This is a genomic window from Catenulispora pinisilvae, from assembly GCF_015356865.1.
Taxonomy (GTDB): Bacteria; Actinomycetota; Actinomycetes; order Streptomycetales; family Catenulisporaceae; genus Catenulispora; species Catenulispora pinisilvae.
The window spans coordinates 1-14,330 of sequence record NZ_JAAFZA010000252.1; the positions used below are offsets into that span (position 1 = coordinate 1).

The 14,330-nt window shown below is 69.4% G+C and carries 10 protein-coding genes and 1 pseudogene; 8 read left to right on the forward strand and 3 right to left on the reverse strand.

All coding sequences use genetic code 11. The annotated features are described in order from the left end of the window. Both IZR01_RS41040 and IZR01_RS41045 read right to left on the reverse strand, forming a co-directional pair. Window positions 1–1,696: pseudogene (locus tag IZR01_RS41040) on the reverse strand (hypothetical protein); the annotation flags it as partial. 100 nt (window positions 1,697–1,796) lie between these two features. Beyond that, window positions 1,797–2,468, reverse strand: a complete 672-nt coding sequence (locus IZR01_RS41045; protein ID WP_194926989.1) for a DUF11 domain-containing protein — start codon at window positions 2,466–2,468, stop codon at window positions 1,797–1,799. Between the two features lie 165 nt (window positions 2,469–2,633). On the opposite strand from IZR01_RS41045, the gene IZR01_RS41050 reads away from it, so the two are divergent. The 3 genes from IZR01_RS41050 to IZR01_RS41060 all read left to right on the forward strand — a co-directional run bounded on the left by IZR01_RS41050 (window position 2,634) and on the right by IZR01_RS41060 (window position 5,568). Continuing rightward, window positions 2,634–3,239 (forward strand): DUF421 domain-containing protein, encoded by a 606-nt coding sequence (locus IZR01_RS41050; RefSeq protein ID WP_194898300.1) that lies wholly within the window; start codon window positions 2,634–2,636, stop codon window positions 3,237–3,239. A gap of 199 nt (window positions 3,240–3,438) precedes the next feature. Further along, window positions 3,439–3,705, forward strand: a complete 267-nt coding sequence (locus IZR01_RS41055) for a hypothetical protein (protein ID WP_194926990.1) — start codon at window positions 3,439–3,441, stop codon at window positions 3,703–3,705. Between the two features lie 75 nt (window positions 3,706–3,780). Then, window positions 3,781–5,568, forward strand: coding sequence for a bifunctional aspartate transaminase/aspartate 4-decarboxylase (locus IZR01_RS41060; RefSeq protein WP_228561167.1), 1,788 nt, complete (start codon window positions 3,781–3,783; stop codon window positions 5,566–5,568). A 175-nt stretch (window positions 5,569–5,743) separates the two neighbouring features. Here IZR01_RS41060 and IZR01_RS41065 read toward each other — a convergent pair whose 3' ends face one another. Next, on the reverse strand, window positions 5,744–6,808 hold the full coding sequence (locus IZR01_RS41065; protein WP_194926991.1) for a LacI family DNA-binding transcriptional regulator: 1,065 nt from the start codon (window positions 6,806–6,808) through the stop codon (window positions 5,744–5,746). 368 nt (window positions 6,809–7,176) lie between these two features. Between IZR01_RS41065 and IZR01_RS41070 the strand changes: the two genes are divergently transcribed. From IZR01_RS41070 to IZR01_RS41090, 5 genes are all read left to right on the forward strand, one after another. Next, window positions 7,177–8,340, forward strand: a complete 1,164-nt coding sequence (locus IZR01_RS41070; RefSeq protein ID WP_194926992.1) for an N-acetylglucosamine kinase — start codon at window positions 7,177–7,179, stop codon at window positions 8,338–8,340. 178 nt (window positions 8,341–8,518) lie between these two features. Next, window positions 8,519–9,985, forward strand: coding sequence for an N-acetylglucosamine/diacetylchitobiose ABC transporter substrate-binding protein (ngcE, locus tag IZR01_RS41075; RefSeq protein ID WP_194898305.1), 1,467 nt, complete (start codon window positions 8,519–8,521; stop codon window positions 9,983–9,985). Window positions 9,986–10,079: 94 nt separating this feature from the next. After that, window positions 10,080–11,027: a carbohydrate ABC transporter permease gene (locus IZR01_RS41080; RefSeq protein ID WP_194898306.1), complete on the forward strand. Its 948-nt coding sequence runs from the start codon at window positions 10,080–10,082 to the stop codon at window positions 11,025–11,027. Window positions 11,028–11,046: 19 nt separating this feature from the next. Next, window positions 11,047–11,991, forward strand: coding sequence for a carbohydrate ABC transporter permease (locus IZR01_RS41085; RefSeq protein WP_194898307.1), 945 nt, complete (start codon window positions 11,047–11,049; stop codon window positions 11,989–11,991). Between the two features lie 422 nt (window positions 11,992–12,413). Continuing rightward, window positions 12,414–14,048, forward strand: a complete 1,635-nt coding sequence (locus IZR01_RS41090) for a recombinase family protein (RefSeq protein WP_194926993.1) — start codon at window positions 12,414–12,416, stop codon at window positions 14,046–14,048. Window positions 14,049–14,330 lie beyond the last annotated feature (282 nt).

Consider the following 14,330-nt stretch of genomic DNA (forward strand, 5'->3'; position numbering starts at 1 on the left):
GGGCGGTGGCCTCGGCGGCATTGCGGTGGCGGCGCAGGGCTTTGGTGACGGTTTCGGAGAACAGGATCGGCTGCATCAGCGGCAGCAGCGAGGCGACGGTGTCGGGGCCGAGCGCGTCGACGGCTTCCTCGGTGGCGCGGGCCGGGCCGACGCGCAGGGCGATGGAGACCAGGAGTTCGGCACCGTCCAGGCGGCACAGGACGTCCTCGGCGGCGATCTCGCCGAAGCCGACGTCGGTGAGCCAGAGCCGGCCGTCGGCGTCCAGGCGCAGGTGGTCCGTGGTGAGCTCGCGGTGCGCGAGTTGGCGGTTGCGCAGATGCCGCCACAGGGCCCAGACACCCTGGTGCAGCCCGGGGGTCCACGCGCGGTCCGGGAGGTCGGCGAGGCGCGGGGCGTCGAGGTGGTCGTAGGCGAGCAGCGCGGTGTCCTGGTCCACTTGCCGGGTCGAGCGCAGATGCGGAGTGCGGATGCCGGCGGCTTCGACCGCCATCGCCATCAGGACTTCGCTCTCGACGGTGCGGCGCAGCGAGAAGAAGCTGCGGCGGCGGACCGGGCCGCGCAGGCGGATCCACTGCCAGACGCGGGAGGCCAGGTAGGCGGCACGTTGGCTTTGGTCCAGGACGGAGAGGTCGAGGAGTTGCTTGTGCTGCTTGGTCAGCTCGGCTTGCCTGGTTAACTCGGCTCCCTTGGCTTGCTCGACTTGCTTGGTTTGCTCGGCTCCCTTGGTTAGCTCGGCTTGCTTGGCTAGCTGCGTTTGCTCAGCATGCTCATGCTGCACTCGCGCGGTCTGCGTGGTTTGTCTGAGGTGCCGCACCAACTCAGGCGGCTCGGCTTGCTGCGTCTCCTCGACGGCGACCCGGAATCGGCGCGCCCCATCAGCGCCGGGTTCCAGCACGCGCACCGAGCCCGGGTGGGCGCGGAAGCCGTCACGGTCCAGCTCGGCAAGGATGCGCGCGATGCCGGGACGGGTGTCGAGGACGCCGCGTACCGAGAGCCAGGCGGTGGCGACGATCCGGCCGAGCAGCAGCGAGAGCAGCACGCCGGTCACGGAGTCCTGGCCGAGCAGCACCACCGCGAGCCCGCCGAGCGCGGCGGCGGTGTAGAAGAGCGTGCGGTACTGGCTGCGGCTGAACCCGAGCACCGTCACCACCGCGACCCCGACCGCGAGCTGCACCTGCATCGGTGTCGCCCCACCGATCGCCTGTGCGACCGCGGAGTCCTGGTAATGCGAGGTCACGACATTGACGCTGAACGCCGCGAGGTAGGACAGCGTCGCCGCCCCGACCGCGTCGACGACCTGCACGTTCTCCCGCTTGATCAGCCGCTCGATCGCGAGTGCGACCGGTACCCCGATCACCGACAGGAACGCGATCACCTGTACCACGTTGAGCATGAAGCGCGGGAACGCGGCGGCCCGATGCAGGATCTCCTGCCGCAGGTCGCACCCCGCGCGATGGCCCACGGCCCCGGCCACCGCGAGCAGCACGGCCAGCGCGATGGTGCCGATCAGCCGCAGCCGGTCGGAGGGAAGGCGGACGCGGCGGTGTGGGTCGGGCAGCGGCGGAGTGGAGCCGACCGAGTCGGAGGGCGGGGCGGCGCCGCCAACGGAACCGACAGAATTGCCGGGCCGGTTCAGGCCGGTGCCCGAGTCTGCTTTCGCCAGCTGATCCGCCGACTGATTCGCCGACTGGTCCACCGACTGCTCCGCCGACCGGTCCGCCGAATGCGCCCCCGAACACCGCACCGGCGCGCGAGCCCCCGAACCGCCGTCTGCTCCGGCCCCACCGGCCGGCGGGTCACCCTTCAACGCCGGCTCGCTCCAGTGCTCCGGCCACGCGGCGGCGCCGCCGCAGGCCCAGACCGGCGAAGCACAGGGCGGCCACGGCACCTGCGCCGGCCATCGCCAGCGCCATCCCGCCGCGTTCCCAGCGGGTCAGCGCCTCGGATCGCAGTGCGCCGCGGCCGGTCGCGCAGGCTCGGGGGCCGGTGTCCTCGCCGGCGCACACGGTCGTCGTCGGCTGCCGGTGGTGTCCGTGGTGCAGGGTGGTGCCGGCCTGCGTGACGTGGGCCAGGGGGCGGGCGCCGAGGTGGTGGCCGGCCGCGCCGGTGGTGGTGATGCGGGCGGTGCCGTGGGCCGGGATGGCGAGGGTCCAGGTCAGGTGGCGGCCGGTGCGGTGCGGGGCCGGGGTGGCGGCGACGTAGTCCACGCCCGGCGGGAGCTGCTGGGTGATCACCGCGTCGGGGACCGGGTGGTCAGTGGTGTTGCGGACTTCGATCGCGTAAGAGACGTCCTGGCCGCCGCCGGCCTGGACCGCCACGGACAGCGGGTCGGAGTGGCTGTCCGACGTGACTGTGCTGCCGGCGACCACGGTGTCCGCGGTGTCCGCGCTCGCGCACATCGGAGTCACCAGGATGCCCGCGACCGCCAGCGTCACAGGCACGGCGGCCCGCCGGACCCGGGCGTTCATCAGGCCTCCGAGATGTTGGTCAGTACCCGCTTGCCGCACCCTCAGCAGTCGAACATCGTGCGCCCGGCCGCGCACCCGGGGCTACTGCCGACGGGGAGTACCGCCACCCGTTCGGCCCAGCGCCGCCTCCCCGGGGCGCGGGGGCGCACTGCGGAGAATGGGCGTATGTGGCACGACATGTTCGTCACCGGCATCTCCTACGGCGAGAAGACCCTGCGCACGATCCTCGTCTACGCCGCGATCGTGATCCTGCTGCGGCTGGCCGGCAAGCGGGAGCTGGCGCAGCTGAACACGCTGGACCTGTCGGTGGTGCTGCTGCTGTCGAACGTGGTGCAGAACGCGGTGATCGGCAACGACAACTCGCTGGTCGGCGGGGTGTACGGGGCGACGGTGCTGATCGCCGTCAACGCGTTGTTCGTCCGGTTGCAGGCCTACCTGAGCCAGCGCGCGCCGCGCCTGGAGCGGATGTTGGAGGGCAGCCCCAGCGTGCTGATCCGGGACGGAAAGCTCCAGATCAAGACACTGCGGCGGCTGGCGCTGCGGCCGGCGGACGTGATCGCGTCCTCGCGCAAGCAGGGGGCCGAACACGTGCGCGACGTCCGCGAGATGGTGATCGCGCCGGGCGGCGGGATGCTGATCGAGCTGAAGGAGGAAGAGGAGGGGGCGGACCACAAGGACGTGGCGGACATCCGGGCGGACCTGGCGCGGATCCAGGAGCGGCTGGACATGCTGCTCCTCGGGCCCAGGCTCGGGCCTGGGCCGCGGGGGTGAACGCCACTGACTTCGACGCCGCACAGGTGGGACCACCCGACCACACCGTCCTGCCGACCATCGGCCGATTCCCCCGATCGGGGGCACCCCGGCAGCGCTGCGGGCGTGTCACGCAGGCCGGGCCGCACGCCGCCGGAAATCATGGAGCCCACTTCGGGCGCAAAGGTGCGCCGGTCCGGTCGGCGACAGGAGTCTCGTGATGCATGCCGTGCTCGCCTCGGTGGTGGCCATGCACGGCGGCCGGTCGTGGTGGAACCGCCCCATGGTGTGGGCCTCCCTGGCCGCGATCGCCTACGGCGGCTGGCTGGCCGTGCGCCGCTCGCAGAAACGCGCCGCGCGCGAGGCCGCCGCCGACGAGGAAGCCGCGATGACGGTGCTGGCGGAGGAGCGGGACCGGATCGACGAGGCCATGAACCGGCTGGGCCGGGACTGGCAGCCGGAGAACCCGCCCAACCCGGGGCCGTAGCCCGCCGCGTTCCGGCTTCACACCTACGGCGCAGCCCCGCGCGCTGCCCGCAGCGCCACGTGATCCCCTCGCAGCATGACCGCCACCACCCCGGAGAAGAAGAGCGCGGCGCGCGCCAAGACCAGCGACAAGAGCGGCGACAAGAGCGGCCAGGCCAAGGCCGGCGGCGTTAAAGGTGCCGCCAAGACCACCGGCGTCAAGAACGGCACGGCGCGCAAGCGCGTCCCCTCCACGGTCAAGTCGGCCGGCCTGTCCCGCGGCAAGATCAAGGAATGGTCGGCGCTGAGCCCGTTCGAGCTCAAGGGTGAGCTGATCGCACTGGCGGCCGACGCCCACAAGAAGTCCTCGGCCCAGCTGCTGAACGCCGGACGCGGCAATCCCAACTGGGTGGCCACCGGGCCGCGCGAGGCGTTCCTGGCCCTCGGCGCGTTCGCGCTCCAGGAGTCGCGCCGGGTGTGGACGATGGACAACCTCGGCGGGATGCCGGAGGTGGCCGGCAGCGCGGTGCGCTTCGACCGCTTCTGCCTGGCCAACCCGGGCATGACCGGGGTGCGGCTGCTCCGGGACATGGTCGACTACGGCGTCACCGAGCTGAAGTTCGACGCCGACGCGTGGATCGGCGAGCTCACCGACGCCTGGATCGGCGACCACTACCCGGACCCGCCGCGCATCCTGGACCACTGCCAGGAGGTGGTGCGTGCGTATCTGGCCGAGGAGATGTACGGCGGCCGGGCCCCCGGCACGGTCGATGTCTTCGCCACCGAAGGCGGCACGGCGGCCATGTGTTACCTGTTCGACACTCTGGTCACCAACGGGATCCTGCACCGGGGCGACACCATCGCGCTGATGACCCCGATCTTCACGCCCTACATCGAGATCCCCGAGCTGGAGCGGTATTCGTTCGACGTGGTGCAGGTCAAGGCCGACATGATGACCGAGGAAGGCGTCCACATGTGGCGCTACCCGGACTCCGAGGTCGACAAGCTGGCCGATCCGAAGGTCAAGGCCCTGATGCTGGTGAACCCGTCGAACCCGCCGTCGATGGCGTTGTCGGACCGGGTGCGCGACCGGATCGCGGGCATCGTGAAGACCGAGAACCCGAACCTGGCCATCATCACCGACGATGTCTACGGCACCTTCGTCCCCGGCTTCCGGTCGCTGGCCGCCGCCTGCCCGCGCAACACGGCGCTGGTCTACTCCTACTCCAAGCACTACGGCAGCACCGGCCACCGGCTCGGCGTGATCTCGATCGCCGAAGACAACGTCTTCGACCAGATGTTGGCCAAGCTGCCGAAGGCAAAAAAGGAGGAGCTGAACCAGCGTTACAGCACCCTGACTCTGGACCCTGAGAAGGTCAAGTTCATCGACCGGCTGGTCGCCGACAGCCGCGCGGTCGCGCTGAACCACACCGCCGGGCTGTCCACCCCGCAGCAGACGATGATCATGCTGTTCTCCCTGTTCGACCTCCTGCCGGAGGGCCAGGAGTACAAGGAACTGCTGCGCACGATCGTGCACCGCCGCCTGGACCTCTTGATGGAGGGCATCGGCGTCCACCACATCAGCGACGACCCGGGCCGGGCCTGCTACTACGTCGAGCTCGACATCCTCGCCGAGGCGGAGGCCTTCGAGAACAAGGAGTTCGCCGACTACCTGGCGCAGACCTACGAGCCCACCGACGTGGTCTTCCGGCTGGCCCACCAGGCGTCGGTGGTGCTGCTGAACGGCGGCGGCTTCGACGGGCCGGGGTGGTCGGTGCGGGTGTCGCTGGCGAACCTGGACGACTTGGACTACCTGAAGATCGGGCACCATCTGCACTCGATCATGGAAGAGTACAAGGAGGAGTGGCTGAAGACGAAGAAGTGAGGACTCATGGGCGGCGAGCATCAGCAGCCTGATCCCGGGCTGTGTGCGCAGTGCGCCTTCGTTCACCGGAACGAGACGCGCAAGGGCACCGTCTACTGGCGGTGCACGCGCGCCCTGACCGATCCCCGCTACCCGAAGTATCCGCGGCTGCCGGTGCTCAGTTGTCCGGGCTTCGTCATGACGGACGCGGGCCCGGCAGACCAGGACGCAGGCCCGGCGGGCCCGGCGGGCCCGGCAGGCTAGAGGCCCGCACCACCAACTCCGGTTGGAACACCAACTCGCGGTGCACATGTTGCCCGGCCGCCGCGCCGCTCTCCTCCACCAGGATCTCGGCGGCCGCGATCCCCACCCGGGTCGCCGGGCGCCGTATCGACGTCAGCGGGACCACGGCTCCGGCCGCGACCTCCAGATCGTCGTAGCCGACGATCGCCACGTCGCGGGGCACGGCGACGCCGGCGGCGAACAGCCCCTGCATCATGCCCAGGGCGATCAGGTCGCTGCCGCAGAAGGCCCCGGTCGGCCGCTCCGCCAACCCGAGCATCCGCTCCGCCGCGTCCCGCCCGGCGCTCACATCGGCCCGCGCGCCGGGCAGCACCACGAGCTCCACCCCGCGGCCGGCTTCCGCGACCGCCGACCGCGCGCCTTCCAGCCGATCCCGGTACTGCGGCAGCTCCAGCGGCCCCGCGACGTAGGCGATCCGCCGATGCCCCGCCGCGATCAGGTGCGCCACCGCCATCGCGCCGCCCGCGACGTCGTCCACCAGCACCCGGCATCCGATTCCACCCGGTATGTCGCGATCCACCAGCACATACGGGATCCGCGCGCGGGCGAACTCGGCCAGCGTCGTGCCGCTGACATCGGCGGGAGTCACCAACACGCCGCGAACCCGTTGCTGCGCCAGCATCGCCAGGTGCGTGGCCTCGGTGGCGGCGCTGGAGGCGCTGTCCATCACCAGGACACCGAACCCGGCGGCCCGAGCGGCCTGCTCGGCGCCGCGCAGCACCCCGATGAAGAACGGCTCGGCCAGGTCCAGCGCCAGCAGCGCCAGCACCTGGCTGCTGCCGGCGCGCAGCAGCCGCGCGCTCTCGCTGCGCACGAAGCCCAGCTCCGCGATCGCCGCCCGCACCCGGGCGCGGGTGCCCGGGGCCACCACGTCGGGGCGGTTCAGCACGTTCGACACCGTGCCGACCGACACGCCGGCCAGCAGGGCCACATCCCGCATGCCCGCACTCTTCGTCACGCACGCCCCTTGTATCCCGATCCGCCCCGGTGCCGTGCCGAGGAGGCTAAACGGCTGTGTTCGTCGGAGTCAACATCCTGTTTCGGTGCCGCCCCGGGCGGTCTAGACCGCCTGCTTCGTTTATGGCACAGTCGGAACCGGGGCGGCTATAGACGCGGGCTATAGGTCTAGACAAACCGCCAGGGGACGCCAGTCCCTTTGGAACGTTTCAAGGACCGGCGGCGGTCTTCGCTGCGCCGATCGGCGCACCCACAGCATCGTTAACGTTGCACTTCTCCGTCAACCCTTGACGTCGCATTATCCGGGTTCTAAGTTCCACGCAACGTGGAATTGAAACGTTCCACCCGGCTGCGGAGGCGACACCCACCATGACCGACGAGGCGCTGGTCCTCGGACTCGACGTCGGCGGCACGTCGACGCGGGCCCTGGCGATCACGCCCGAAGGCCGCAGACGGGGCGCCGGCCGCGCTTCCGGCGGCAATCCGACCGGCCTGGGACCCGAACGCGCCGTGGCGGCCCTGACCGAGGCGGTGACCCAGGCCCTGACCGGCCTGGACCCGGCGAAGGTCCGTTATGTCGTGCTCGGCATGGCCGGCGGCTCGGCCCTGCCCTCCGGCGAGGACCTGCCCGGCCGCGAGCTGTTCGCGCGGTTCTGGGAACGAGCCGGGATCCGCTGCCCGATCGTGTACGAACCCGACTCGCTGATCGCGTTCGCCGCCGGCACCGACGCGCCCGAGGGCTCGTTGCTGCTGTCCGGCACCGGCGCGGTGGCGATCGCGGTGAAGGACCGGGCCATGGCCGTCCGCGCCGACGGCCACGGCTGGCTGCTCGGCGACCGGGGCTCCGGCTTCTGGCTGGGGCGGCAGGCGGTGCTGGCGGCGATGGCCGCGCTGGACGGCGACGGGCCGGCGACCGCGCTGACCGGCCTCGTGATCGAATCGTTGCGGTTGCCCGGGGCCGGGCCGGGTACCGATTCAGCATCCGGCGCCACACCCGGCACGCCGGACGCATCAGGCGCAGACACCGCCGGCCCCGTGCTGGCGCCGCGACCGCCCGACCCCATGGTTCCCGGTACGCCGGAACCCGCCGATCCGCCCACGAACCCTGATACCCATCCCGGCCTCGGCCCCGCCGGCCCGCTGACGGCCCGCGACCTGGTGGCCGCGGTGATGGCCGAACCCCCGACGGCGCTGGCCCGGCTGGCCCCGTTGCTGTCCACCGCCTGCGCGGCCGGCGACCAGGTCGCCGCGTCGATCGTCGAGCGCGCCGCCGAGCACCTGGCCGCGACCCTGGCCGCGGTCCGCGGCCCGGACGCCGCGACCCCGATCGTCCTGGCCGGAAGCGTCCTGACCCATCCGACGCCGGTCGCCGAGCACGTGCGGCGGACGTTGCGCGAGCGATGGCCGGCGGCCCCGGTGGCCGTGGCCGAGGACGGCGCGGCGGCCGCGGCCTGGCTGGCCCTGGCCCGGATCGGGCCGGTGCCGACCCCGGACGTCCGTGAGCGATTGTTTTCGATACCTACCGCCAGCTAGCAAAATCTCGTACCCTACCGAGCAACTCGAGCAGAACCGCACTACCGAGCAGAACCGCACCAGCGCGCACCACCGTACGGCCGAGCACTCGCATCACCTGAGCACACCGCACGAGCGCACCTCCCGCACCAGCCGGAACCCCCCGGCGCACCGCTTCTCGTCGATCAGGAGAACGACAGTGTCAGAACACGGTTTGCCCGCCGACGTCTCCCGCCGGCAGATGTTGGTCCGCTCAGCCGCGATCGCGGCCATGGTCGGTCCCGGCTCGGCCCTGGCGGCCGGCTGCGCGGCCGGCAGCGGCAGCAGCAAGAGCAACACCAACAACAGCGGCTCGACCGCCGCGAACGCCTCGGACCCGAAGAACCCGTTCGGCGTGAAGGCCTCCAACCCCCTGGACGTCTACGTCTTCAAGGGCGGCTACGGCGACAACTACGCCAAGGCCTTCGAGGCCATGTACACCAAGGACTTCCCCGGCGCCTCGGTCTCGCACCACAGCGGCCAGAACCTCACCGGCGACCTCCAGCCCCGGTTCAACGCCGGCACCCCGCCGGACGTCATCGACGACTCCGGCGCCCAGCAGCTGAAGCTGGACGTGCTGCACGGCAGCGGCCAGCTGACCAACCTGGACCAGCTGCTGAACGCGCCCTCGATCGACGACCCGAGCAAGAAGGTCCGCGACACCCTGCTGGCCGGCACCATCGAACAGGGCCAGCTCGGCGCGAACATGTTCTCGCTGAACTACGTGTTCACGGTCTTCGGCCTGTGGTACTCCGCCTCCACGTTCAAGAAGAACAACTGGCAGGTCCCCACCACGTGGGACGACTTCATGACGCTGTGCGCGACCATCAAGGCCACCGGCATGGCCCCGTTCGCGCACCAGGGCAAGTACCCCTACTACATGCTGGTGCCGCTGATGGACATGGTCGCCAAGAACGGCGGCCCGGACGTGCAGACGGCCATCGACAACCTGGAGCCCAACGCCTGGAAGGCCGACGCGGTCGTGAACAGCGTCAACGCCATCTACGAGCTGGTGGACAAGGGCTACATGCTCCCGGGCACCGAGGGCCTGACCCACATCCAGTCCCAGACGCTGTGGAACCAGGGCAAGGCCGCGGTCATCCCGTGCGGCTCCTGGCTGGAGAACGAGCAGCTGACCGCCACACCCCCCGGCTTCGACATGGCCGTGTTCGCCATGCCCTCGCTGGCCGGGGACAAGATGCCGCAGACCGCGGTCCGGGCCGAGGCCGGCGAGCCGTTCATCGTCCCGAGCAAGGCCAAGAACCAGGCCGGCGGCCTGGAGTTCCTGCGCATCATGTGCTCCAAGGCCGGCGGCGCCTCCTTCGCCCAGAACGCCAACTCGCTGTCGGTGGTGAAGGACGCCATCACCCCGGAGATCTCCGCCAAGCTGCTGCCGGGCACCAAGTCCAGCAACGACCTGTACCAGGCGGCCAACGGCCAGTACATCGCGTGGTACTACCTGAACTGGTACTCGCAGTTCGAGAAGGACCTCGAAGACGCGATGAGCCAGCTGATGGCCAACAAGATCAAGCCGGCCGACTTCATCAACCGCGCCCAGAGCGCGGCCGACAAGTGCGCCGCCGACTCCTCGGTCCAGAAGTTCAAGCGTCCCACCTCGACCTCCTGACCCCCTGAGCACGCCGTGGACGGCCGGCAACCCGGCCGCCGTCCACGGCCCGACACCTGCCACAGTCCCCCCTCCTCCCCCGGGAGCACGCGCCATGCGGCTGCGCAAGAAAACCAGAGAGCGGCTGTTCATCGCCTCCTTCCTCGCGGGGCCGCTGCTGGTCTACCTCGTCTTCGTCATCTGGCCCTACATAGAGACCTTCGGCTACTCCCTGACCGAGTGGAGCGGCGTGGCGCCGCCGACCAAGGTGGTGGGCCTGAAGAACTACGTGGACCTGTTCCACGACTCCATCTTCCTCAAGGCCCTGACCCACAACATGATCATCCTGATCGTGTTCCCGACCGTCACCATCGCCCTGGCGATGTTCTTCGCCTTCATGCTGAACGTCGGCGGCCGCCGCGGCGGCCTGGGCGGCGTGAAGGGCATCCCGGGCTCGGCCTTCTTCCGCATCGTCTTCTTCTTCCCGCAGGTGCTCTCGGTCGCGATCATCGTGATCCTGTTCCAGTCCGCCTACGAGTCGAACAGCGTGGGCCTGTTCAACGCCATCGTCATCAAACTCGGCCTGACCGACGCGAACCACCCCTGGGAATTCCTGAACTCCCCCACGTTCGTCCTGTGGTGCATCATGTTCATCCTGGTGTGGCAGTGGGTCGGCTTCTACCTGGTGCTGTTCTCCGCGGCGATGCAACAGATCCCCCGCGACTACTACGAGGCGGCCCTCCTGGACGGCGCCGGCCGCACCCAGACCTACTTCAAGGTCACGATGCCGCTGCTGTGGGACTCGGTCCAAACCGCCTGGGTCTACCTGGCCGTGGCCGCCATGGACGCCTTCGCCCTGGTCGCCACCTTGACCCCGGGCTCCAGCTTCGGCGGCGGCCCGGACGAACACGGCGAGGTCCTGTCCACGTACCTGATGCGCAACTTCCAGGTCCTGGGCAAAGCCGGCTACGCCTGCGCGATGGGCGTCGTCATCTTCTTCATCACCCTGATCCTTTCGCTCGTCGTCCTGCGCGCCACGCGCCGCGAGCGCCTCGAGTACTGAGCGCGGAGGAAGAGACGACATGGCAGCCGACATGACGCAGAGCACCCCCGGCACCCCGGGCTCCGCCGACACCCCAGGCTCCGCAAAAGGCAAACGCCCCCGCCCCGAACGCTCCCGCCGCTTCGGCGAATCCGGCGCCACCCTGAACGTCTTCGGCACCGGCTTCATGGCGATCTGGGCCATCATGATCCTCGGCCCGGTCCTCTGGGTAGTCCTCGGCGCCTTCAAAAACGCCAGCGAACTCAACGGCAGCGCCTGGTCCTGGCCCCACCACTGGTCCTTCGGCGCCTTCTCCCGCGCCTGGCACACCGGCATCAGCACATACCTGAAGGACACAGTCATCGTCCTGGTGTTCTCGGTATCACTGACGATGCTCCTTGGAGCAATGGCCGCCTACGTCCTGGCCAGATTCGAGTTCCGCGGCAACAGATTCATCTACTACCTGTTCGTCAGCGGCGTGATGCTCCCGGTCTACCTGGCCCTGGTCCCACTGTTCTTCCAGGTGAGCAAGCTGCACATGCTGAACACCTACCAAGGCCTGATCCTGGTCTACGTCGCCTTCTCAATGCCCTTCACGGTGTTCTTCCTGCACGCCTTCTTCAGAACCCTGCCATCAGCGGTCTACGAGGCAGCCCTGATCGACGGCGCATCCCACACCCGCGCCTTCTTCCAGGTCATGCTCCCCATGGCCAAACCCGGCCTGATCAGCGTGGGCATCTTCAACATCCTGGGCCAGTGGAACCAGTACCTACTCCCAGTGGTGCTGATGCAGTCGCAGCACGGCGAACCACCCCACTACATGCTGTCGCAGGGCCTGGTGTCACTGATGGTGGCACAGGGCTACAGCGGCGACTTCCCGGCCCTGTTCGCGGGGATGACGATCGCCATGCTGCCGGTGATGGCGGTGTACTTGTCCTTCCAACGGCAGGTGCAGGCCGGGCTGACGGCGGGGACTTTGAAGTAGGGGCGCGGCGCGAGTCCGGCGCGGCACGAATCCAGCGCCGCGCTGATCCGGCGCCGCGCTGATCCGGCGCCGCGCTGATCCGGCGCCGCGCTGGCAAGGTGACATCCCCACCCCACGATTGCCGCAATGCCAGCACCTGGACCAAGAACTGCCGCGTTGCCACACCTGGACCGGCGGCCGAACTCGCCGAGCCGCCGGTACCGAACCACTGGGCCTTGCACTTCTCCGGCCGGTTTTCGGTTCGTTCCCCTCGGTCGCGTCGGCAGGGCTTTGCCTACAGTGCCGGTTCTCGGGAGTCAAGTTCGCGCTGTACGCGGCCGCCGCCTGCGCGCCTGACCGCAAGGGCGCGGACTTTACTCCCGGGGTTCGGCGCTGTACCCCTTGGGGCTGACGACAGCACATTGTCAGATGTACCATTAAGTATGAACACGAAGGCACTCCCATCAGCCCGAAACGCCGTCGGTGACCTGGCCGGATTGAACTTCGCGATCCTGGCGCGGTTGTCGGACGAGTCCCGCCGCCGTAGGCATTTGAAGGAGTCCGGGACCGACGATCAGACCGCCCGGCGTGCCCCCAGGACCGGTCTGGACATCAACAACCGGGACGAGCAGATAGCCGAATGCACAGCGAACATCGAGGCTCGGGGCGGGAGAGTGGTCTATGTCTACGACGAGCCGCAGACTTCGGCCTACAAGCGGCGTCGGGTAGTGGCCGAGGATGGCACCGTGGAATACCGGGTGATCCGGCCGGTGTACCGCAAGGCCCTGGCTGATCTGCGCCGGGGTGTGGCGCCGGGTGGGGAGCGGCTGGACGGGCTGATCTGCCCGGATCTGGACCGGCTGACGCGGGACAACCGCGATTTGGAGGACTCTATCGATGTCGTGCAGCGTTTCGGCCGTTTGATCCTGGACAACTCTGGGGCGCTGGATTTGACGACCGAGTCCGGCCGGACGAACGCCCGGGTGATCACGGCGTTCAACAATGCGCAGAGTGCTGCGACAGCGCGGCGGGTCAAGCGCAAGCATCAGGCGTTGCAGCGGGAGGGGATCCCGACCGGGGGAACCCGTCCGTTCGGGTGGTGCGAGGACAAGCGGACGTTGAACCCGCCGGAGGCGCGTTTGCTGCGCAAAGCAGTGTTCGACCTGTTTAAGGGCCGTGGCTTGTACGTGATCTGTGCCGAGTGGAACCGGGCGGGCATCGTGACGTCGCGGGGTAAGAAGTGGCGTGCCGAGGGTCTGAGGGCGATGTTGCGCAACCCGCGTATGGCCGGGTATCGGATGTTCACGGTGACCGGTGAGGACGGTGCCGAGGCTGAGGGCGGGTCCCGGCATGTGCTTACGCTGGTCGATGCCGAGGGGAACCCGGTGATTGGGCAGTGGAAGCGGATGATTACCCCGGAGCGGTGGACGGCCTTGTTGGAGATCATCGGGGAGGCGTCGGGACGTGGGGCCGGGACCAACTCCCGCAAGTACATGGCCACTGGGACCCTGCGGTGTGGCAAGTGTGACTGTGCGATGCGCGCGACCAAGGCGCCGCCGTCCGCGCGCAAGCCGGAAGGGTTCTTTTGGTACACCTGTCAGTCCACAGGCGAGGGCGGATGCGGCGGGGTGAAGGTCGAGGGGGCGAAGACCGATGCCGCCCTGATCGAACTGGCCATTGCCAAGTACGAGCTTGAGGCCGCCAAGCGGGAGGCGACGGCCGCCCCCGTCCCGTGGGGTCGCGCAGGAGAGTTGCAGCAGGTGCGGGAGAACATGGCCGCAGCCAAGGCCGCGCGTAAGGCGGGAAGACTGTCGGCGGAGCGGTACTACGCCGATCTGCACGAGTACGAGACTGAAGAGCGGGTCTTGCTCAAAGACCGCAATGCCCACCTGAAGGCCACGGCGGCGAACGCCGAGATCCCGGCGTCCCTGGGTGCGGACTGGCGAGCGGGACGGCTTTCCCTGACCGAGCAGCGCGCCTATCTGGAGCAAGCGTTCTCGGCCGTGATCGTGCACCCAGCCGGACGCGGATCCCGCGTGCCGATCACAGACCGGCTCGAACCGGTCGACGCCAACTGAGGACTCGGCCGTACGGCAAAGGGCCGGTCCCACACCGACGACCACGAATCGGTGCGGGACCGGCCCTAACCAGCCTGATCAACGTTGATCGGCGACGGCTGAGCCGAGGGGCCCGAGCGCACGCCCTAATGTGGATCTTGCGCAATGCCGGCGTTCCCGGCCCAGGTGTCGGTGCCGATCAGGGCGTCGGTGAGCACGACGCCGCGCACCGTGTCGTCGCCGAAGAAACGCTCCACCGCCGCGCCGATCGGCTGCTCGAACACCCACTCCCAGGCCTGTCCG

Bases quoted from the DNA above. Each gene is read 5' to 3' on its own strand.
- IZR01_RS41090 (WP_194926993.1), top strand. From the start codon at position 12,414: ATGAACACGAAGGCACTCCCATCAGCCCGAAACGCCGTCGGTGACCTG.
- IZR01_RS41085 (WP_194898307.1), top strand. From the start codon at position 11,047: ATGGCAGCCGACATGACGCAGAGCACCCCCGGCACCCCGGGCTCCGCC.
- IZR01_RS41080 (WP_194898306.1), top strand. From the start codon at position 10,080: ATGCGGCTGCGCAAGAAAACCAGAGAGCGGCTGTTCATCGCCTCCTTC.
- IZR01_RS41055 (WP_194926990.1), top strand. From the start codon at position 3,439: ATGCATGCCGTGCTCGCCTCGGTGGTGGCCATGCACGGCGGCCGGTCG.
- IZR01_RS41045 (WP_194926989.1), bottom strand. From the start codon at position 2,468: ATGAACGCCCGGGTCCGGCGGGCCGCCGTGCCTGTGACGCTGGCGGTC.
- IZR01_RS41050 (WP_194898300.1), top strand. From the start codon at position 2,634: ATGTGGCACGACATGTTCGTCACCGGCATCTCCTACGGCGAGAAGACC.
- IZR01_RS41060 (WP_228561167.1), top strand. From the start codon at position 3,781: ATGACCGCCACCACCCCGGAGAAGAAGAGCGCGGCGCGCGCCAAGACC.
- IZR01_RS41070 (WP_194926992.1), top strand. From the start codon at position 7,177: ATGACCGACGAGGCGCTGGTCCTCGGACTCGACGTCGGCGGCACGTCG.